The sequence below is a fragment of the Winogradskyella litoriviva genome (genome assembly GCF_013249065.1).
GTDB classification, from domain to species: domain Bacteria; phylum Bacteroidota; class Bacteroidia; order Flavobacteriales; family Flavobacteriaceae; genus Winogradskyella; species Winogradskyella litoriviva.
On the sequence record NZ_JABRWQ010000004.1, the window covers coordinates 333,719 to 355,381 of the forward strand.

Annotated in this window: 21 protein-coding genes; 13 read left to right on the top strand and 8 right to left on the bottom strand. The window is 31.6% G+C overall.

The window, feature by feature from the left end:
• Positions 1 to 9: 9 nt before the first annotated feature.
• Positions 10 to 669, bottom strand: coding sequence for an oxygen-insensitive NAD(P)H nitroreductase (nfsB, locus tag HNV10_RS10450; RefSeq protein ID WP_173301295.1), 660 nt, complete (start codon positions 667 to 669; stop codon positions 10 to 12).
• Positions 670 to 907: 238 nt separating this feature from the next.
• Between nfsB and HNV10_RS10455 the strand changes: the two genes are divergently transcribed.
• Positions 908 to 1,258, top strand: coding sequence for a winged helix-turn-helix transcriptional regulator (locus HNV10_RS10455; protein WP_173301296.1), 351 nt, complete (start codon positions 908 to 910; stop codon positions 1,256 to 1,258).
• Positions 1,259 to 1,267: 9 nt separating this feature from the next.
• Here the strand turns inward: HNV10_RS10455 and HNV10_RS10460 are convergent, their stop codons facing one another.
• Positions 1,268 to 2,611, bottom strand: coding sequence for a sensor histidine kinase (locus HNV10_RS10460; protein ID WP_173301297.1), 1,344 nt, complete (start codon positions 2,609 to 2,611; stop codon positions 1,268 to 1,270).
• A gap of 195 nt (positions 2,612 to 2,806) precedes the next feature.
• On the opposite strand from HNV10_RS10460, the gene HNV10_RS10465 reads away from it, so the two are divergent.
• From HNV10_RS10465 to HNV10_RS10485, 5 genes are all read left to right on the top strand, one after another.
• Positions 2,807 to 3,391, top strand: coding sequence for a TetR/AcrR family transcriptional regulator (locus HNV10_RS10465; protein WP_173301298.1), 585 nt, complete (start codon positions 2,807 to 2,809; stop codon positions 3,389 to 3,391).
• Between the two features lies 1 nt (position 3,392).
• Complete coding sequence (locus HNV10_RS10470) at positions 3,393 to 4,058, top strand: NAD(P)H-binding protein (protein WP_173301299.1); 666 nt, start codon at positions 3,393 to 3,395, stop codon at positions 4,056 to 4,058.
• Between the two features lie 7 nt (positions 4,059 to 4,065).
• The gene (locus tag HNV10_RS10475) at positions 4,066 to 4,698 is read left to right on the top strand and encodes an NAD(P)H-dependent oxidoreductase (protein ID WP_173301300.1); all 633 of its coding nucleotides are present in this window, start codon (positions 4,066 to 4,068) and stop codon (positions 4,696 to 4,698) included.
• Positions 4,699 to 4,742: 44 nt separating this feature from the next.
• Positions 4,743 to 5,903 carry an iron-containing alcohol dehydrogenase gene (locus HNV10_RS10480; RefSeq protein ID WP_173301301.1) on the top strand — a complete coding sequence of 387 codons (1,161 nt, stop codon included), beginning with the start codon at positions 4,743 to 4,745 and terminating at the stop codon, positions 5,901 to 5,903.
• Positions 5,904 to 6,039: 136 nt separating this feature from the next.
• Positions 6,040 to 6,717 carry a type 1 glutamine amidotransferase domain-containing protein gene (locus HNV10_RS10485; RefSeq protein ID WP_173301302.1) on the top strand — a complete coding sequence of 226 codons (678 nt, stop codon included), beginning with the start codon at positions 6,040 to 6,042 and terminating at the stop codon, positions 6,715 to 6,717.
• A gap of 102 nt (positions 6,718 to 6,819) precedes the next feature.
• Here the strand turns inward: HNV10_RS10485 and HNV10_RS10490 are convergent, their stop codons facing one another.
• Together HNV10_RS10490 and HNV10_RS10495 are read right to left on the bottom strand one after the other, a co-directional pair.
• Positions 6,820 to 9,312 carry an ABC transporter permease gene (locus HNV10_RS10490; protein ID WP_173301528.1) on the bottom strand — a complete coding sequence of 831 codons (2,493 nt, stop codon included), beginning with the start codon at positions 9,310 to 9,312 and terminating at the stop codon, positions 6,820 to 6,822.
• Positions 9,313 to 9,357: 45 nt separating this feature from the next.
• Entirely contained in the window at positions 9,358 to 10,047 is a 690-nt protein-coding gene (locus HNV10_RS10495; protein ID WP_173301303.1) for an ABC transporter ATP-binding protein, read from the bottom strand.
• A 26-nt stretch (positions 10,048 to 10,073) separates the two neighbouring features.
• Between HNV10_RS10495 and HNV10_RS10500 the strand changes: the two genes are divergently transcribed.
• Positions 10,074 to 10,817, top strand: coding sequence for an arylesterase (locus HNV10_RS10500; RefSeq protein ID WP_173301304.1), 744 nt, complete (start codon positions 10,074 to 10,076; stop codon positions 10,815 to 10,817).
• A gap of 15 nt (positions 10,818 to 10,832) precedes the next feature.
• Here HNV10_RS10500 and HNV10_RS10505 read toward each other — a convergent pair whose 3' ends face one another.
• Positions 10,833 to 11,693 (bottom strand): hypothetical protein, encoded by an 861-nt coding sequence (locus tag HNV10_RS10505; protein WP_173301305.1) that lies wholly within the window; start codon positions 11,691 to 11,693, stop codon positions 10,833 to 10,835.
• A gap of 97 nt (positions 11,694 to 11,790) precedes the next feature.
• Between HNV10_RS10505 and HNV10_RS10510 the strand changes: the two genes are divergently transcribed.
• Positions 11,791 to 12,465, top strand: a complete 675-nt coding sequence (locus tag HNV10_RS10510) for a hypothetical protein (protein WP_173301306.1) — start codon at positions 11,791 to 11,793, stop codon at positions 12,463 to 12,465.
• Positions 12,466 to 12,522: 57 nt separating this feature from the next.
• The gene (locus HNV10_RS10515; RefSeq protein WP_173301307.1) at positions 12,523 to 13,422 is read left to right on the top strand and encodes an EamA family transporter; all 900 of its coding nucleotides are present in this window, start codon (positions 12,523 to 12,525) and stop codon (positions 13,420 to 13,422) included.
• A gap of 93 nt (positions 13,423 to 13,515) precedes the next feature.
• On the opposite strand, the gene fabD is transcribed toward HNV10_RS10515, so the two are convergent.
• Both fabD and HNV10_RS10525 read right to left on the bottom strand, forming a co-directional pair.
• Positions 13,516 to 14,391: an ACP S-malonyltransferase gene (gene fabD, locus HNV10_RS10520; protein ID WP_173301308.1), complete on the bottom strand. Its 876-nt coding sequence runs from the start codon at positions 14,389 to 14,391 to the stop codon at positions 13,516 to 13,518.
• 139 nt (positions 14,392 to 14,530) lie between these two features.
• Entirely contained in the window at positions 14,531 to 15,874 is a 1,344-nt protein-coding gene (locus tag HNV10_RS10525) for a DEAD/DEAH box helicase (protein ID WP_173301309.1), read from the bottom strand.
• Between the two features lie 316 nt (positions 15,875 to 16,190).
• Between HNV10_RS10525 and HNV10_RS10530 the strand changes: the two genes are divergently transcribed.
• From HNV10_RS10530 to HNV10_RS10540, 3 genes are all read left to right on the top strand, one after another.
• The gene (locus HNV10_RS10530) at positions 16,191 to 16,763 is read left to right on the top strand and encodes a Crp/Fnr family transcriptional regulator (protein ID WP_173301310.1); all 573 of its coding nucleotides are present in this window, start codon (positions 16,191 to 16,193) and stop codon (positions 16,761 to 16,763) included.
• A 68-nt stretch (positions 16,764 to 16,831) separates the two neighbouring features.
• A complete protein-coding gene (locus HNV10_RS10535; RefSeq protein WP_173301311.1) occupies positions 16,832 to 17,572 on the top strand; it encodes an acyl-CoA desaturase in 741 nt (246 codons plus the stop codon).
• A gap of 112 nt (positions 17,573 to 17,684) precedes the next feature.
• On the top strand, positions 17,685 to 19,022 hold the full coding sequence (locus tag HNV10_RS10540; RefSeq protein ID WP_173301312.1) for an exonuclease domain-containing protein: 1,338 nt from the start codon (positions 17,685 to 17,687) through the stop codon (positions 19,020 to 19,022).
• Between the two features lie 32 nt (positions 19,023 to 19,054).
• Here HNV10_RS10540 and HNV10_RS10545 read toward each other — a convergent pair whose 3' ends face one another.
• Entirely contained in the window at positions 19,055 to 19,297 is a 243-nt protein-coding gene (locus HNV10_RS10545; protein WP_173301313.1) for a cold-shock protein, read from the bottom strand.
• 256 nt (positions 19,298 to 19,553) lie between these two features.
• Here HNV10_RS10545 and pta point away from each other — a divergent pair, with 256 nt between their 5' ends.
• Entirely contained in the window at positions 19,554 to 21,662 is a 2,109-nt protein-coding gene (gene pta / locus HNV10_RS10550) for a phosphate acetyltransferase (protein WP_173301314.1), read from the top strand.
• Position 21,663: the final 1 nt, after the last annotated feature.

Genomic DNA, 21,663 nt, shown 5'->3' on the forward strand with positions numbered 1-21,663 from the left:
TAACATGATTTATATTTCAGTAAAAATTTCACTTTCTGGCAATCTAGATTTTGGTGTTTTTTCGGTTGAATTGAAATCAGATTCCGATCTATATCCTAAAGAAACTGCAACTAAAGAAGTATATCCTTTTTCTCTTAATCCGAATTCTTCATCTAAAGCTTTTACGTCAATTCCTTCCATTGGTGTAGCATCGATTCCTAAACTCGCAACACCTAACAAAAAGCTACCAATATTAAGATATACTTGCTTTTCCATCCAGTGTTGCAAGTCTTTTAAATCGTATTTATGAATACCTGCAAAAGTTTTTACAGCACCTATAAAACCGTTTTTAATGTCTTCATTTGGAAATCTTCCACTTTTATCTTCTGTATTAGCAATGTGCTCAAAATATGCATTGTCTGCGTCAATTTTAGAACAAAATAAAACTACAGCAGAAGCATTAGTAACTTTGGGTTCGTTGAAACTAAAAAAACCTTGTGTTCCTTTTGCTATACGTGCTTTTCCTTCTGTAGTTTCAGCAACTATAAAATGCCAAGGTTGAAGGTTTACGCTAGAAGGACTCATTCTTAATAAGTTTTTTACTTCTGCCATATTTGCATCAGATATTTTTTTAGTTGGGTCAAATTCTTTTGTTGTATATCTCCAGTTTAACGTTTCTTTTAAATTCATTTGTATATGTTTTTTTGAGTTGATTAATAATGCACTATAAAAAGTATAGCGCAAATGTAGTTTTAGTGTACATTGTATACAATAACGGTCAAAAAGGATAGTATAAAATTACAATCATAAATTAACCGTATCTATCTAAATGCGTGTTTTTTACGCAAATGTTAAATATACTATAAAAAGTATAGTTGTGTAATTTATGATAGTATTATACCTTTGCCGTAATTTAATTAAAATATATATGTATAATTTTAATGGAAAAAAATACCCTTGTTGTGCAAGTTTAACAATGGGACTTATTGGCGGAAAATGGAAAACGGTAATTCTATTTCATCTCAGAGATAAAACGCTTCGATATAACGAACTGCGTAAGGAAATGCCTTCCGTTACAGAACGCACATTGAGTTTGCAATTAAAAACTTTGGAAGAAGATGGCTTAGTTAAACGTAAAGTTTATACCTCTAAACCACCTTTAAAAGTTGAATATTCATTAACCGATTTTGGTAAAACACTAATTCCTGTTGTACAAGCCATTGCTGATTGGGGCGTTTTTGCTGTTGAGCAAAAAGGCGCCATTATTGCGGTTAAATAATTAGTTGATTCAATGGTCTTTTAAAAACGTAAAGTAGAATGTTGTGCCAACACCTTCTTCACTTTCTAACCAAATTGAACCTTTATAGAAATTCACTATTTTTTTAACAATAGACAAGCCAATTCCCGATGACGACCCAGTACTTTCTAATTTAGTAAATACTTTAAAAATTTTATCGAAATAATTTGAATTAATCCCAATACCATTGTCTCTTACAAAAAACTCATAAACATCACTTTTTTCAGTATAACCAACATCTACTTTTCCTTGGTCTTTGTCGCTATACTTTATAGCATTTTGAATTAAGTTCTGAAAAACTTGCTTATATCGCCAAGCATTTCCATATAAGCTTGGTAAATTGTCTTGTATGGTTATGTTAATATGGCTTGGTAATAACATAGTTTGAAGCACTTCTTCTATTATTACATTAAAATTAATCAATGAATCTTGTGTTTCTAATTTGTTAATTGTAGAATAATCTAAAATTCCTTTTATTAAAAAATCCATTTTTTCTACATTAAACAATACTTGAGATAATGGATATAAATCTTTTTCTTCAAGTTTATCTTTATGATCATCCATAAACCAGCTCACTAACGTATGAATATTTATAAGTGGTGCTTTTAGATCGTGAGAAACAACATGTGCATATTCATTTAATTGCTCGTTTTGAAATGATAAATTTTCTAATAGTTTCTCTTTCTTAAGTTCTTGAGCTTTTAACTCTTCTTCTTGTTCTTTTCTCTGAATTACATTAACCAACATATTGGCAAAAACAAAAAGTATATCTTGTTCGTTATCGTTATACTTATTAATTTTCTTTACGGAATCAAAACCCACAAAGCCAATTAATTCATTATTCTTTAATTTAGGAATAACTATTAAACTCTTAATGCCTTGCGGTTCTAAAATGGCACGTAATCCAAATTCGCCATCATGCGGTAAAAGACTTACATCTTCAACATAAAATGCCTCACCTTTTTTGTGTGCGTCTAACCAATGTGTAATATAATCTATTGGTATATTTTGTAAATTATTAATTTCTGGTTCAATACCTTCTGCACACCATTCATAGGTATTAGATGTTGTATTATTAACAAAATCATAAGAAAAAATATAGCTTCTATCCGATTCTACAAATTCACCAATTTGTTTTAAAGATTGGTTAATTAGTTTATTCATATCAGATAAATCTGAATTAATATATTGTGTAGATATGCTAATTAATAAATCTTGAAAACGTAGCTGTCTCTCAATTATTTTATCTTTTTCTGCTTGGCTAATAGCATTATAATTAGAATCCTGTTGAAGATTTAATTCATTATTTTCAGATTTTAAATTATGTTCATCCATTTGAATAATAGTGATTTGAGATAATAATTTTGTTAGTTAGGTAAGATACTATTAACATTTTAATTATAAAAATTAACAATGATAAAACAGAATATTCTATAAAGTTTTTTGAATCTATATTATTAATGATAAACGTTTGTTAAAAAAAAGAATGAACGTTCATTTTTACGTATCTTTGTGTATCAAATTATAATTATGGCCAAACTTCAAAAAAGTATAGACAAACGGAATGCCCTCATAAAAGCAACCATAGAACTTGTAAATAATAATGGTTTTCATGCTACACCAATGAGTAAAATTGCTAAAATGGCCAATGTTTCGCCTGCAACGATTTACTTGTATTTTGAAAACAAGCAAGATTTGGTTAATAAGACTTATATAGAAGTAAAAGCCGAATACACTAAATATGCTTTTGCTACTTATAAAGACTCTATGTCTGTTGAAGACGGATTTAAACTGATTTGGCAACGTATTGCCGACTTTAAACTTAAAGAATGTGAAAACGCCATGTTTTTAGCTCAATGTGACAACACACCAATGATAGATGAGGAAAGCAGACAAGAAGGCATAAAACACTTACAACCACTTCTCGACCTCTGGGAGCGTGGAAAACAAGAAGGAATTATAAAACCGTTGTCTGACTATTTATTATATGCCTACGCCATTAATCCTTTATCCTTTTTAATGATTATACAAAAACGTGGTGTATTTCAATTAGATAAAACACATTTAGAAGAAGCCTATCAAGCTGCATGGAACAGTATAAAAGTATCTCTATAATATGAAAAAAACTGCAATTATTTTAGGTGCAACTGGCTTAACAGGTGGTTTATTATTAGACCTTTTAATTAAGGATGAACGCTACCAAAGCATAAAGTTGTTTTCACGTTCAAAAATAGAAGGTTTACCAACTAAAGTCACTCAATATATTGGTGACTTATTACAATTAGATCAATTTAAATTAGATTTTACTGCAGACCAAGTCTTTTGCTGTATTGGTACTACTAAATCAAAAACGCCCAACAAGGAATTGTATAAAAAAATAGATTATGGTATTCCTGTAGCTGCGGCAAAATTAGCTAAAGCTAATAAAATTGATACTTTTTTAGTGATTTCGGCTTTAGGAGCAAATGCAAAAAGTAGCGTGTTTTACAACAGAACAAAAGGTGAAATGGAACGTGATGTCTTAAAACAAAACATTGAAAATACGTTTATTTTACAACCTTCTTTAATTGGAGGTGAACGAAAAGAAAGTCGCACGTTAGAAAATATTGGTATAGTAATCTTTAAAATGATACAGCCTTTATTCATTGGAAAATTAAAACAATATAAAATTACAAATCCAAAAAACATGGCTCAAAGCATGATAAATTTAGCAAACAACACAAGTCATGAAGAAGTTATAATTACATCAAACGATATAAAAAGAATCACAAATAATAATTAAAATAAATATGGAATTAATAGATAAATTAAATTGGAGATACGCAGCAAAAGCTATGAATGGTAAAAAAGTACCAGAAGAAAAAATTGAACGTATTCTGGAAGCTGCGCGTTTAGCACCTACATCAAGTGGTTTACAACCGTTTGAAATTATAGTGATTAAAAATCAAGAGATAAAAGAACAAATAAAACCCGTAGCTTGGAATCAATCCGTTATAACAGATTGTTCTCACCTACTCGTATTTGCAGCTTGGGATACTTATACGGTAGATAGAATCAATTATATGTTTGATTTAACTAACGACATAAGAGGCTTTAAAAATGAAGGTTGGGAAAATTACCGCCAAATGTTATTAAATGCATACCCTCAAAAAGATGCTGAAGAAAACTTTAATCATGCAGCAAAACAAGCTTACATCGCTTTTTCTCAAGCTATTGTAGCCGCTGCGTTTGAAGGCGTAGATGCCACTCCAATAGAAGGTTTTGATCCTGCGGCTGTAGATAAAATTTTAGGACTGCGTGAAAAAGGATTACGTAGTGCTGTTTTACTTCCTATTGGCTACAGAAAAGCTGATGAAGATTGGTTAGTAGACCTTGTAAAAGTTAGAAAGCCAATGGAAGATTTAGTTACTGTGATTGAGTAATTCTTATTTTGTAAACAACATAATATCAACTAAAACAAAAGAAAATGAACAATTTTGAATTTAAAAATCCTACCAAAATTATTTTTGGAAAGGATACCATAGAAAAAGTAAAAGAAGAAATTCCTCAAGACGCCAAAGTATTACTACTTTATGGTGGCGGAAGTATCAAGAAAAACGGTATTTACGACCAAGTAAAAACAGCTTTAACAGGTGTTGATGTTACTGAGTTTGGTGGTATTCCTGCAAATCCAGAATATGCAACATTGATGGACGCTTTAAAAGTTATTAAAGACCAAAATATTACATATTTACTAGCTGTTGGTGGTGGATCTGTAATTGACGGAACTAAATTTTTATCTGCAGCTGCAGTTTACGAAGGCGACACACCATGGGATATTTTAACTAAACACATTAGAACAAAAAAAGGAATGCCTTTTGGTACTGTATTGACTTTACCAGCAACAGGATCAGAAATGAATTCTGGTGCCGTAATTACAAGAGCAGAAACTAAAGAAAAATTGGCAATGGGTGGACCTGGTTTATTTCCTGAGTTTTCAATTCTTGATCCAGAAGTGATTACTTCTATCCCACAACGTCAATTGGCAAATGGCTTAACAGACGCTTTTACACATGTTTTAGAGCAATATATGACGTATCCAATTGGAGCCTTATTACAAGACCGTTTTGCTGAAAGTATTTTGCAAACGTTAATTGAAGTAGCACCAAAGGTTTTAAAAGACCCAACAGATTACAATGCTGCTGCAAACTTTATGTGGAGTTGTACAATGGCTTTAAATGGATTAATACAAAAAGGAGTACCAACGGATTGGGCTGTTCATGCCATGGGACACGAGTTAACTGCTTTATTTGGTATTGATCACGCACGTACATTAGCTGTAATTGCACCAAGCCATTACAAGTTTAATTTTGAAGCTAAAAAGGAAAAATTGGCGCAATATGCAGAACGTGTATGGAATATTACTGAAGGTAGTATAGACGATAAAGCCTATGCTGCAATTGAAAAAACAGTAGACTTTTTCCATGAATTAGGAATTGATACAAAATTATCGGATTACACTAAAGACTATGAAGGTACAGCTGAAGAAATTGCAAAACGTTTTACAAATCGTGGATGGTTAGGGTTAGGAGAACACCAATCCTTATCACCAGATAAAGTTGAAAAGATTGTAAAAATGGCTTACTAGTTTTAATATGAAATTTATTAAAACAATTGCAATTGAATTGATTCTCATTGCTGCTTCAAATTGAAAAAACCAAGTAAGCAAAACACCTTCCGAAACCATTTCAGAAGGCATAACAACACTTAAAAAAGAAATAGAAATGAAAGTATTATTTATATTAACATCTCATGATAAATTAGGAGAAACAGGAAAAAAAACAGGATTTTGGGTAGAAGAATTTGCGAGTCCTTATTACACATTATTAGATAAAGGGGCAAATATCACTTTGGCAACTCCAAAAGGAGGCGCTGCACCAATTGACCCAAGTAGTGATTCTCCAGATGCTGCAACAGAAGCAACAGAACGTTTTAATAAGGATGAGAAAACTAAAGCATTAATAGCAAACACTAAAGTTTTAGCTGATATGAATGCAGATGATTTTGATGCCGTATTTTATCCTGGTGGTCATGGACCATTATGGGATTTAGCAAACGATAAAAATTCAATTGCTTTAATTGAAAAATTCAATACTCAGAAAAAACCAATTGCTTTTGTATGTCACGCACCAGCTGCATTAAAAGACGTAAAAAACGAAGATGGAACGCGTTTAGTAAAAGGTAAAAAAGTAACCGGATTTTCTAATCACGAAGAAGCTGCTGTTGGTTTAACAGAAGTTGTACCAATTTTAGTTGAAGACATGCTAATTGAAAATGGTGGCCACTACTCTAACGCAGATGCTTGGCAAGCTTATGCATTGCAAGATGGCAACTTAATTACAGGTCAAAATCCTGCGTCATCAGAGTTAGTAGCCGAAAAGTTATTAGAAGCATTAAAATAAATTGCGCTTATTGATTGATAGCGAAAGCCTGTATAACATTATGTTTGCAGGCTTTTATTTTTTTGCTATTTCTATAAATAAGTCATTAATATGCAATCAGCTCTACCCTTCTCTACGTAATACTTCTAAAGGCGAACTCTTTAAAACTGATCTAATATTACTTAACCCAATAGCTAAGACTAACAACGTAATACCTGGTATAAACACCAGAAACGGAATTAATGAAGGCGTAAAAGGTTCTTTAAAGACCATGAGTGCCAAGCACACACTGCTAAATAAAGCCAATAAAACACCAACTAAACTGCCAAGTAATCCTAGAAACAAATATTCAAAAGCAGATATTTGTAAAATTTGTTTGTTTTTAGCACCAAGTGTTCGTAGCAATACACTTTCTTTTATGCGCTGGTATTTACTCGTTCTAACAGAGCCAATTAATACAATAATACCAGTAACTATACTAAAGAAAGCCATGAAATTAATAATCCATGATACCTTATTCAAAATATCTTCAATAATTGTGTAAACCTGTCTTAAATCTATAATAGATATATTTGGGTGTTTTGCCACCAAATCGCGCTGTAAATCTGCCGAACCAGCTTCGTCTGGCACTGAAGTTAAAATTATATTAAACTGTGGTGCTTGTTCTAGCACACCTTTTGGAAACACAATATTAAAGTTGGGTTGTAATTGTTTCCAATCGACTTCTCTTATGCTTCCTACGGTAGTTTCCATTAAAACGCCTTGTATATTAAAAACAATAACATCACCAACGGTAACTTTAGTTGATTCGGCTAAATTATCTGAAATTGAAATAAAAACAGAACTATTAGGCTTTAACTCATTTATCCATTTGCCTTCTACAACTTTTTCTGAGTCAATTAGCGAATCTCGATACGTACTTCTAAACTCATGATTTAAAAATCCTCGACGTGATTTTGTAGAATCTCGGCGCAAATCATTTACTAAATCTCCTTTTATTTTATGCATTCGCATTGTTACAATAGGTATGTTATTTAGAATCGGTAAGTTTTTAGCCTTTATATTACTTTCTACAGCGTCACGTTGTTCTGCTTGCACATCCATAATAATAATATTGGCATTTTTAGAACTTTGTTCAATGTCTGTCTTAGCTAACAAAATATCTTTTGAAAAGTACAAAGTGCCTATTAAGCTTGTTCCCAAACCAATAGCAACAATTAAAACTACGGTTTGATTATTTGGCCTAAACAAGTTTAATAAACTTTGTCTGGCTGTAAATCCCCAACTTTTAGGAAAATAACGTCTAATTGCTCTAATACATAATAAAGCTACGCCTGCTAAAACGGCAAAAGCCACAAAAGTGACAACAATAAAGCCTAAGGCATACATCACATTATTCAACAACCAAAACGAAAATAAAAATAGAAATACTAATATGGCAGTAAACACTAACAATCTTACTTTTAATGGCTCTTTTGAAGCCTGTTCATCTACACGCAACACTTCTAAAGGTGATACATACCAAGTTCTTAATAATGGTAATAATGCAAATAATACAGACATAAATAGGCCAAGTAAAATACCCATAATTATCGGCTGAGCAGAGATCGAAATATCTACTGTAAATGGTAAAAAGTCTTTTAAAAATAAAGGAAATAGCTCTTGAAGTCCTACACCAATCAAGGCTCCAATTAAACCACCAACAATACCTATACCAGCAATTTGAATAAGATAAATAAGGAAACTTTGTTTTCTAGAAGCTCCCATACATTTTAAAACAGCAATAGCTCTTAGTTTTTCTTTAATGTAAATATGTACCGAACTCGCAATACCAATACAACCTAACAATAAAGCGATAAAAGCTGCTAAATTTAGAAATTTACCCACATTCTCATACCGATTTCCTAAACGTTCACTGGTTCTAATATGTGTATTTAGTGAGGCACTTTCAGCTTTTAATTTTGCCTGTAGCCTTTTATCTAGTGCAATTAAATCTAGAGTTTCTGACACTTTAAAAAAGAATTTGTATTCTTTTCTGCTTCCAAATTGTAAAAGTTCTGTGTCTTTTATAAACCTATAAGGTATTACTATTGGTGGTGCAACAGAAGTTGATATTGCCGTACTACCAGGAATTGCTTTTAGGCTTCCTGAAATAGGCAAAATAACATTACCTACTTTTATAGAATCTCCAGGTTTTACATTAAATTGAAGCATTAAAGTAGCATCAACTAATGCACCACCTAATTCTTGGTAAGTAGCTGCTGCAGAAGCAGGTTGCGTATCTATAGTTCCATAAAAAGGAAAGTCCCCTTCTAAACCTCGCACTTCTACTAATTTAGTACCACCATTCTTAGGGAAAGCAATCATGGAAACAAAGTTGACTTCGGTTGCATTAGGCTGTAAAGAGTCTACAATAGCTTGTGCACGTTCTGTAGGCACTTGTCTGGTTTCTATAACATAATCTGCACCCATTAGGGCTTTAGATTGGCGTTTAATATTATCTATAAGATTAGTACTGAATAGTTGAATGGATACCACAGCAGCTATACCTAAAATAATAGAAGCCACAAACAACAACAAGCGTACTCTACTTGCTTTGGCATCTCGCCATGCCATTTTAAAAAGCCAGTTTGTATTATGATTCATGTTTAAAATGAAGATTTACTGAACTAAAGTCTGTTCGTTGGTTAAAATTTGTCCGCCTTTAAGCCTTAAGATTTGTTGTGTTCGGTTAGCTAAATCCATATCGTGCGTAATAATAACTAACGTGGTTCCTGCTTCTTTATTCAATTCAAACAACAACTGAATCACTTTTTCACCCGTTTCTTCATCTAAATTCCCTGTGGGTTCATCAGCAAATAATATAGAAGGTGCATTTGCAAAAGCACGTGCTAAAGCCACACGTTGTTGCTCGCCTCCAGATAACTGTGATGGATAATGATGATAACGATCTGCCAAACCTACTTTTTCTAATAATGCCATACTCTTATTAACAGCATCTTTATTGCCTTGTAATTCTAATGGCACACTTACATTTTCAAGTGCTGTAAGTGTTGGTAATAATTGAAAATTCTGAAATATAAAACCAACATTCTTATTTCGTAACTGAGCGCGTTGATCTTCATTTAAGCTATTTAAATCTTCACCACAAAGCGCTACACTTCCTGCATTTGGCACATCCAAACCAGCACACAATCCCAATAAGGTAGTTTTACCACTTCCTGATGGCCCAACAATAGAAAAGGTTTGCCCTTTTTCTACGTCGAACGAAATATTATGTAATACCGTTAATTGTTTGTTACCGCTAGAATATGTCTTTTCTAGACCACTTATCTTTAATATCTTTGGCATATTAATTTTAATTTATAGAACGTCTTATGTCGAAGGCTCAAAATAATCAATTGGTTTCAATTTCTCCTATCTCATCACTATCTAAATTCTTAAAATTTTGTTATTTTATATTGGGCTTTTTATTGTTGGCTTGTGGTAATGATAAATCTGATAAAACAACAGTTGACGCTGAATCTACAACAGATATAGAACAAACCGCAACTACTAAAACAGAAACTAAAACCATTTTGTGTTTTGGAGATAGCATCACAGCTGGTTATGGTTTAGACGATAGCAATGACGCTTTTCCTGCGGTAGTACAACAAAAAATAGATTCTTTAGCATTGAATTACACAGTAATAAATTCTGGTTTAAGTGGAGAAACTACGGCAGGTGGAAAAAGTAGAATCAGCTGGATTTTAAATCAACCGATTGATGTTTTCATACTAGAATTAGGTGCTAATGATGGGCTTCGTGGTGTTCCTTTAACTGAAACCAGAGCAAATCTACAAGGAATTATAGACGCTGTAAAAACTAAAAGTCCTGAAACTAAAATTATCCTTGCTGGTATGCAATTACCACCAAATATGGGACGAGATTATACCACAGAATTCAAGCAAATATTCATTGATTTAGCAGAAAAGAACGAATTAGAATTTATTCCTTTTATTTTGAAAGACGTTGGTGGTATTGCTGAATTAAATCAAAAAGATGGTATTCATCCAACGGTTGAAGGACATAAAATACTTGCGAATACAGTTTGGGAAGTTTTAGAACCGTTAATTAAGTAAATTTAGTTTCCAAAACTAATCATCGCAACTAGCAAAAAATAGATTTTTTTCTGAAACCACAACATCTTTTGAAGATTCAATAGTAAACTCTAATCGCTTAAACGGTATAAGGTCATTATCTGTTGGATCTTCTATATGCGGAAAAAACTCGTTACCATATTCTAAAATATCTGGGAGAATTTCTGATTGCGTATGTGAGTATACAAAATCGAGTGTTTCTTTATCTATATCGTCAATTTCTGCACGTTTATTCAGTTTGTTTCGTTCATCTAAAACTAAAAATCCATCATTATATGTTGCATAAAATATGCCACCTTGTGAGTATTCTTCAGATAAACCTGCAATGATATAGTCATTATAATCTTCATTAATTTCAAATTTGTAAAAACCTGGTAAATCATCTAATTTTCCATCTCTAAAATTTCTATAATCTGGTGAAAATGCATCTAAACTAGTTAGTTTTTCTGTTTGTTTATAAATGTATGGATAACTGAAGCAATTGGCATTTTTATTAAACATCGGTGTAAAAGAATCATTTTTCTTTCCATTAATACGAAATGCAATTCCTCTACTACGATCAACCGCAAAACTTATGGCAACTGAATCTTTAAACTGTGGGTTTTGTCTTCCATATAAAACAAATTTAGGTTCTGAGTGATATTTAAATTCATAGGTATTATTATCTACCAATTTCCAGGTTCCCTTTTGTACACCTCCAAAATAGGCTACTACAAAGTGATTATTAGGTAAGACTATAAAAGTGGTTCCGCCTTCAGGGTTTCCACTACTTTGATAATAAGAACCTGTAATTGAATCGTTCTGTGCATGCATCACTAATGAGAAAAAGATTAATGCTATAGTTGTAAAAGACTTCATTGAAATACATTTAAAGAATTAAAGATAGTTTTATTGTAACGCTATTTATAATGGATTTCATTTTTTTTGATTGAAAATTGAATTTAAAATCTTCTTTTTGAAATCATTTTACACTTTTTTGACATTTAAAAAACACGACATCACTACTTTTACAAGTACAAATAAAGAAGTTATGTCTAAGCTGCTTTCAAAATGTTTTATTCTATTAATTCTATTACCTCTGTCGTTTACCGCTATGTCTCAAGATAGCATACAGAAATCAATTGTAAAAGCAGATAGTACATGGAGCACTGAAATTATTCCTTTTCCTGTTGATTGGTTACCAAAACTTACTTTTGAAGGTTTTGAGGAATTACGATTCTCACCAAATTGGAACAACCCAGAACATGAAGAATTTTGGTCAATCGTTATGGCATGGCAAGTAGAAACCACCTCAAAAATTCCATTAGAAGCTATTGCATTTAATTTTAATCACTACTTTACAGAACTAATGCATCCTAATCATTGGTCTCAGGAATTTCCTGACCCAAAACTCGAGTTAAAAGCTTTAGAAACTCCAGAAAATGGTGCACAATTTAAAGGACACATCACCATATTTGATGGTTTTCATACAGGTGAAATTATTACACTTAATATACTAGGTTACCAAACCTTTTGTGAAACTGCAGAACAGGCTGTTATTCTATTTAAGTTATCTCCAAAGAATTTTGACACTCCTATTTGGGAGGAATTGAATGCTGTTGTTATTAATGAGGACGATTGCAAAGATTAATTTTTGGTTATTTATTAATTTATCAGTTAGAAATAAACCAATATCTTCGCGCGCATTATGTGGATGTACCTTGGACTATTAGCGGCTTTATTTTTAGGCTTACACAACTTATGTAAAAAACATGCCGTACAAGGTAATGAAGTATTCCCTGTGCTGTTTGGGACTATCTTTTCTGGCTTTTTGTTTTTATTACCTCTTTATTTCGGTTCTTTATTCTATGAAAAACAGCTAATAAACATGCAATTATACATTGCAGAAATTCCGTGGAAAACACACGGCTTTATCCTTATAAAGTCTGCAATAATGGCAAGTTCTTGGATATTAGCTTATCAAGCTCTAAAGCATTTACCCATTACTATTGTAACTCCTATTCGTTCTGCTGGTCCGTTTTTTACTTTTATTGGTGCTATTTTAATTTACCAAGAGAAGCCTAACTTTTTACAATGGATTGGTTTTTTCCTTATTATTTTTTCTGTGTTACTATATTCTAGAATCGGAAAAAAAGAAGGCATTAATTTTAAGCGAAACAAATGGATTTTTGCCATAATTGGAGCCACATTTTTAGGCGCTTCTAGTGGCTTGTACGATAAATTTTTAATTCAGAGTTTAGAATTAAATCCACAAACCTTACAGTTTTGGTTTAGTTTTTATACAGCTTTAATTCTCTTAGTTATTTTATCAATTACATGGTTTCCTTTTTCCAATAAACGTAAGGCATTTAAGTTTCGTTGGACCATTATTGCTGTTGGAGTATTGTTAGTGGCTGCAGATTTCTTCTATTTTAAAGCTTTACAAGATCCAGATGCTTTAATAATGTTATTGTCCGCCATAAAGAGAAGTCAGATTTTAATTGCTGTTGTTATTGGAGGTTTGGTGTTTAAAGAACAAAATAAACGTAAAAAATTAGTGCCTTTAGCCGGAATTTTAATTGGTGTAGGATTAATACTATATTCTTAAGTATATTAGAATTATAACTTTTTTTAGTATTAAATAGGTAGATTCTCTTTATTTACTTTGTTAAGTAAAATAATTAGTAATGTCTAGATTCAATTAAGAAACTCTACAAGTTTTAACTTTACTATCTATTTGATGTACTAGATTACTTAAAAAATTCCCAGGACCTATTTCTGTAAAATCCGTTGCACCATCTTCAATCATATGTAAAATGGTATGTCTCCACATCACAGGATGCGTTAATTGAGCAATAAGATTAGACTTAATTAATTCTATATTGGTTGTTGGTCGACCTTTGATATTCTGGTAAATAGGACAAATTGGCCTTTTGAATTTTGCCTCGTTTACGGCTAATGTAAATTCTTCAACAATAGGATTCATTAAAGGTGAATGAAATGCACCATTTACAGGTAAATTTAATACTCTAATAGCGCCTGGTTTTAATTTTTCTGTAGCCTCATTTAAAGCTTTCATTTCACCAGAAATAACTACTTGATGTAAAGCATTATAGTTTGCTGGCACTACTACACCATCAATTTGATCACATATATTTTTAACAATCACATCATACAAACCCACAACAACAGCCATTCCCATGGTTTTATTATCACAAACTTTTTGCATTGCCGTAGCACGTTTGGTTATAAGGTTTAAACCAGATTCAAAATCTAAGGCATTAATAGCAGCTAAAGCAGAAATCTCTCCTAAAGAATGACCTGCAACCATATTGGGTCTAAAAGCTTTACCTAGTGTTTTAGATAAAATGTAAGAATGTAAAAAAATGGCAGGTTGGCAAAACTGCGTTTGTTTTAAGTCTGCCGCAGAACCGTTGAACATTATGTCTGTAATAGAAAATCCTAAAATGCTATTAGCTTTTTTAAAATAGTCTTTAGCCAATTTAGAATCATCATATAACTTTTTTCCCATTCCTGGAAATTGAGTTCCTTGACCAGGAAATAAATATGCATGCATAATACGTTCTGTAAATTAACTGTTCTTTAAAATAAGAATTATAAAATGATTGAATAAACAATTAAATAAATATACTATTGATTTACAAAATAATAGGTTAATTAGTCATAAAAAAAGATGAGATTATCTTCTTATCTGTTTATTTTTTCTTTTTCTTAGACTTTGATTCTTCCTTCTTTAAAATATTGCTTTTGCTTTCAATTAAATAATTAGCTAAAATTTTATCTACTAACTCCTCCTTAGTTAAATGATGAAAGATGGTTTTTATCTTCGATTTAAAATCTTCTGAAACGTCACGGTTTGGTTTTGTTTTAAATACTTTTTTGGCCCATAAAAGTGCATTGTTTTCTTCGATACTATGAGCATCTGCCTTTTTGAATTCGTGAAATGCAATGCCTAATTCATCTTCAAAATCGGCAATATCAATCACTTCTTCTTGTTGTAAAACCGTTAGAGATAAGCCCTTTGCTCCTGCTCTAGCTGTTCGTCCACTCCTATGTACATAAGCATCATAAGTGTCTGGCAAATGGTAATTCACCACATAAGAAATATCTTTTACATCAATACCACGCGCTGCTAAATCCGTTGCTACTAAAATAGAGATATGTCCTTCCCTAAATTGTCCCATTATACGATCTCTAATCCCTTGCGATAAACTTCCATGAAGCGCTCCAGAAGAGAACTTGTTAATTGCTAAATTCTTAGCTAATTTATTTACAGCGGCTTTGGTTTTACAAAAAATAATACCTTGCTGTCCTTCCTTAGAATTTAAAAAATGAAGTAAAACAGCTAATTTTTCAATTGGTTCTACAACCACATATTGATGATCTATACCTTGATGACCAACAGTTGCCATATCTGCTTCAACCTGAACCACATGCTTAGACATATAATTCTGAACCAATTGTTTTATGGCTCCAGATAACGTTGCTGTAAATAAAAACGTTCGTCTCTTTTTAGGAATACCTTTAATAATAAGGTCTAAATCTGTTTTTAGAGCACTGACCATTTCATCAGCTTCATCTAAAACTAAATACTTTAATTCTTTTAGATTCACGGCTCCACGGCTCACTAAATCGACTAATCGACCTGGTGTTGCCACTATAATTTGAGTAGTTTCCTTTAAACGTTCTATTTGTGGTTTTATAGGAATACCTCCAAAAGTCGCTGCGATAGAAACCTGAGGATTATGCTGAGAAAAAGAAAGTAAATTAGCATAAATTTGTTGTCCTAACTCACGTGTTGGAGCCAAAATTACTGCTTGTACGTTAGTATCTTGCGTATCTATTAATTGTAAAAGTGGCAAACCAAAAGCTGCTGTTTTCCCTGTACCTGTTTTGGCTATTGCAACAATATCTTCCTTTTTATTTAATATAACAGGAATTGCTTTTTGTTGAATATCTGTGGGTACAGAAATCTGTAATTCGGCTAAACTTTTTAAACTGTTCTCGTTGATTCCTAATTCAGAAAAATCCTTGGGCATAAAATATAATTTTTGCAAAGGTAAGGATACTGCTCTTGGAAAATAGTTTAATTCCGATTCATTACGTCTAAATTCATCCAATTGGAACAGAATAAATACTTCAGATTGATTTAACCTTAAATATCAAGTTAACACTTACCTTTTTTAGCATTTATATTGAACTTTTAAAAAAGAATGACAAGATAAAATTTGTAATTATAGTTAATGTGTTAGCTTATTCATGGTAAGAAATTACAGAAATTTTGCTCTAATAATGGTAAAAGACAAAACTGATAAGATTATGTATCTTTGCACCTCAATTTTCACCAAAACCATTGTGGAACAAATTAAAGCTTACTTAGATCAAATTGCTACTATATCTAATACAGATTGGGAATTTTTTATGTCTAAATTAAAACGTCGTGTTATCCCAAAAAAAACAGTGTTTTTAGAGCGCAACCAAATTGAAGAGCATATCTCTTTTATAGAATCTGGTGTTGTACGTTTGTTTATCCCAAAGGAAAATCCTGATAAAGAAATCACTTTTGGTTTTAGTTTTAAAAATCAATTTATTAGTGCTTACGATTCGTTTTTGACCCAAACGCCTTCTGCTTATCAATTACAAGCGTTAACAAAAACAACAATTCTAAGCATCAATTATACCGATTTACAAGACGTTTATAAAACTACACAAATAGGAAATCTTATTGGTAGGTTAACTGCTGAGCGTTTATTTTTAATTAAATCTAAACGCGAACAAAACTTACTAAATCTCACAGCTGAGGAGCGTTATGTTAAACTATTTAAAGAAAGACCAGAAGTCTTAAAGGTAATTCCTCTAAAATATGTAAGCTCTTATATTGGTGTAACGCCACAGGCCTTAAGTCGTATTCGTAAACGTCTTATTTAATGTTTTTATTGATTTAGGTTCATTGTTTTAAGTTCTTTGTCAAATTATCTTTGCAAAAAACATATAATATGACAATTATAATTTTTGTAGTAGTACTTTGGTATGGCGGATTATTCTTTCAATCCTTTTTTTTGCATCGATATGCAGCCCATCAGGTTTTTACAATGACTAAAACCATGGAACGTATAACGTTTGTGCTAACATGGATTTTTCAAGGTTCTAGTTACTTAAGTGCTTATGGTTATGGTATTATGCATCGTATGCACCATGCCTATACTGATACAGAAAAAGATCCACATTCACCATCTTACGATGCTAATCTATTTGCCATGATGTGGAAAACTAAAACCATATATCAAGATATTAACAAACAGCGTATAGCAATAGACGAGCGTTTTACCAAAAATGTACCACAATGGAAAAGCTTTGATACATTTGCAAGTTCTCGTTTCTCTAGACTATTATGGATTGCTGCCTATGTATTATTCTTTGCATTTTTTGTTACGTCTTGGTGGCAATGGCTATTGTTACCTATTACCTTTTTAATGGCTCCAATCCATGGTGTAATTATTAATTGGTTTGGGCATATTTATGGTTACGTAAATTTTAAGATGAAAAATACGAGTAAAAATTTATTTCGTTTCGATTTTCTTATGATGGGAGAAGGCTATCACAACAACCACCATAAATTTGCAAGTAGAGCTAATTTTGGTGTAAAATGGTATGAAATTGACGTAACTTATCTTATAATTAAAGTACTTAATGCTTTTGGTGTTATTCGATTAAAACCTATAAAAGTAAAAGCGTAACAGGTCATTTCTTTTAATTTCAAATTTTCGTTAAAAGGCATTATCTTGCAGTTACTATAAAATAACGCTCTCTAAATTATAACTGAGATCATTAAAAGTACCAGAAGCAAGAATGATATATACAATTATTGATGTTGAAACTACAGGTCAGAGCAATCGAATGACCGAAATTTCTGTTTTTAAATTTGATGGTCATCAAGTTATTGACGAGTTTACATCTTTAATAAACCCTGAAGCCTATATTCCACAACACATTACAGCATTAACAGGTATTGATTCTGATATGGTGGCTAATGCGCCAACCTTTGCAGATGTTGCAGAGGATATCTTAAAAATTACAGAAGACACCATATTTGTAGCACACAATGTTAACTTTGACTATAACGTAATACAAGGTGAATTTAAACGCATCGGACAAGAATTTACAAGAAAAAAACTATGTACCGTTAGGTTATCTAGACGTTTAATTCCTGGTCATCGTTCTTACAGTTTAGGAAAAATTTGCAAAGCTTTAGATATTAATTTAGTAGATAGACACAGAGCAAGAGGTGATGCTGAAGCTACTGTAATTCTTTTTGAATTATTACTACAACAACCCAATTCTGAAGACGTTTTTAAAGAATTTTTAAATAAGAATTCTAGAGAATCTACCTTACCTCCTAACCTTCCGAAAGAAAAATTTGAAGCCTTACCAACCACAGCTGGTATTTATTACTTTAAGAATAAAAAAGGGAAGGTTATTTATGTTGGTAAAGCTATTAATATAAAAAAACGTGTTCTCAGTCATTTTTATAGTAAGACTAAAAAGTCTTTAGAAATGGTAAGAGAAACAGGAGATTTAGATTTTGAAACTTCAGGTAGTGAGCTTATCGCTTTACTTATGGAAGATGCAGCTATAAAACATCACTTTCCTATTTATAATAAGGTGGCTAAACGTACTATTCAATCATTTTCAATTTTTTCTTATGAAGATCGAAATGGAATTCTACATTTAGCAAGTAACAAAACGCGCTTAGTACCTAATCCTATTATTACATTGTTTAATATTAGAGATGTTAGGACATATGTAGAAAAAAATTGCGAAAAATTTAATTTATGTCCTAAATATTGTCATTTACAAGAGGCTGTGACTGAATGTTCTCATTACAGTATTACTAACTGTTCTGGCATCTGCAGAGGTCAAGAAACAGTAGACAACTATAACAACAGAGTATTAGAAGCTATACACGATATGTCTAATCAAAAAGACAATGTTATTTTAAAGGAAAAAGGCCGAAACAATAATGAAGAAGCCTTTGTAATGATTAAAGATGGTGAATATCTAGGCTACGGATTTATAAGTAAGGATGAACAAATTAACCATATAGACGATTTAAATACCTTTTTAATTCCTCAAAAAAATAATATGGATATTCAGAAGATTTTACGTCCAGTTTTAATGAATCGGTAGTTTTTAAACTTAATCTTTTAACCGAAATAAGTCTATACTAACTTTACATTTACAGCAGTTGGGCCTTTTTTACCCTGTTCTATCTGAAACGTAACTTTATTGTGTTGTTTAATTTTATCTACGCAATTAGTGGTATGCACAAAAATTTCTTCGTCAGAATCATTAATGCTTATAAAGCCAAACCCTTTAGTATAATTGAAAAACTTTACAGTTCCTTGCTTCACTTCACTTGCTTTATTACCTTTAAATAAATTCTTAAAAAATTGTACTATCATTTTTAAATTGCCATTAATTTGTAATCCATTTGCAGCTACAAATTTACATTTTGTTTTTGTCCTACCAAACGTATCGAGCAAGTATCAGTACTTTTTTATAAAAGTATTTATAGGATAATAGCAACTAATTGGCTTAAATAAGGCCGTATTTTTTATAATTACATGACAAAAATCAACTTATTACTATTTTCTAATAGTTATTTTTGTCCCATTATTATTTCAAGCAAAACAGAAAATCTAAGTTTCAATTTTAAAAATGAATCAAAAACTTACCAACAAAGCCGTTTACATAACGACTACGGAACCCGACAGTGGAAAATCAATTATTTCTTTAGGATTAATGCAATTATTACTAGGTAAAGCAGCAAAAGTAGGCTACTTCAGACCTATAATAGACGACCTTGCTCCAGGAGAAATAGATAATCATATAAATACAGTAATTAGTTATTTTAATCTCGATTTAAAGTTTGAAGATGCTTATGCTTTTAAAAGAAGTGAAGTTATCAGAAAGAAAAATGAGAATAAAGATGATGAAATCATCGGAACAATAATTGAAAAATTTAAAACAATTGAAGAACGTTTTGATTTTGTTTTGGTTGAAGGCAGCAGTTTTGTTGGAGAAGGTTCTATAATTGAATTTGATATTAATGTATTAATTGCAAAAAATCTTGGTGTACCTGCTATTATTCTAGCAAGTGGAAAAGGTAAAACAACAGAAGAGCTTATTAGTAATTTGCATATGGCTTACGATTCCTTTAAAGATAAAGGCGTAGAAGTTTTGTCTATTATAGCTAATAAAATAGAACTAAAAAACCAGGAATCTATAATTTCCGAATTAAAAAAGGACTTACCTTATAATATAAATGTTAATGCAATTCCTAATAACCCTAAATTATCTAACCCATCAATTAAAGAAATTGTTGATGCCTTAGATGCTGATGTACTTTTTGGAGAAGCGCATATCAACAACCAAGCTGGTAACTTTAGCGTTGGTGCTATGCAACTTAGAAATTATTTAACACATTTAAAGGAAAATGCATTAATAATTACACCAGGTGACAGAGCTGATATTATTTTAGGTGGTTTGCAGGCCAATTTATCCGATAATTATCCTTCTATTTCTGGTATTGTACTTACTGGTGGATTAACACCAGAGGAACCAATTATTAAACTTATTGAAGGACTTTCTGAAATTGTACCAATTATCTCAGCACCAAGAGGTACCTATTCTGTAACCAATCAAATTGGTGAAATTAAATCTCAAATTTATGCAGAAAATACTGAGAAAATTTTAACCTCAATAAATGATTTTGAAAAACATGTTAATGTAGATGATCTTGTAGAACGATTAATAACGTTTGAAACAAAAAGTGTTACCCCAAGAATGTTTCAATACAACTTATTAAAACAAGCTAAATCTAATAAAAAACATATTGTTTTACCAGAAGGCTTAGACGAACGTGTTTTAAGAGCAACTAAACAACTTGTAGATTTAGATGCAGTAGAAATTACTTTGCTTGGTGATAAAAAACTAATTGAAGAGAAACTTGTAAACCTAGATTTAGCCTTAGATTTAAATTTAGTAAATATTATAAACCCAATAGAATCACCACTTTTTGAATCTTATTCTGAAACCCTTTATGAATTACGTAAGCATAAAAACGTAAATTTAGCAATGGCTCAAGATTTAATGGAAGATGTTTCTTATTTTGGAACTATGATGGTGCATAAAGGTGATGCAGACGGAATGGTTTCTGGAGCTGTACATACTACACAACATACTATTAGACCAGCTCTTCAGTTTATAAAAACTAAACCAGAAACGTCTATAGTTTCTTCAGTATTTTTTATGTGCTTAGAAGATAGAGTTTCCGTTTATGGTGATTGTGCTATTAATCCTAATCCAACAGCAGAGCAATTATCAGAAATTGCTATTTCTTCAGCAAAAACAAGTATTGCTTTTGGGATAGACCCTAAAGTAGCTATGCTTTCTTACTCTTCTGGTACGTCTGGTGTTGGAGAAGATGTAGAAAAAGTTAGAGCAGCTACAGAACTTATAAAAACTAAGAGTCCAGAATTAAAAGTTGAAGGACCAATACAATATGATGCTGCCGTAGACATGAATGTTGGTAAAACTAAATTACCAGATTCTGAAGTTGCCGGACAAGCAAATGTCTTTATTTTCCCTGATTTAAATACAGGAAACAATACTTATAAAGCCGTACAAAGAGAAACTAAAGCTTTAGCCATAGGACCAATTATACAAGGCCTTAACAAACCAGTTAACGATTTAAGTAGAGGTTGTACTACAGAAGACATTTTTAACACTGTTATTGTAACCGTTATTCAAGCACAAGATTTTTAAA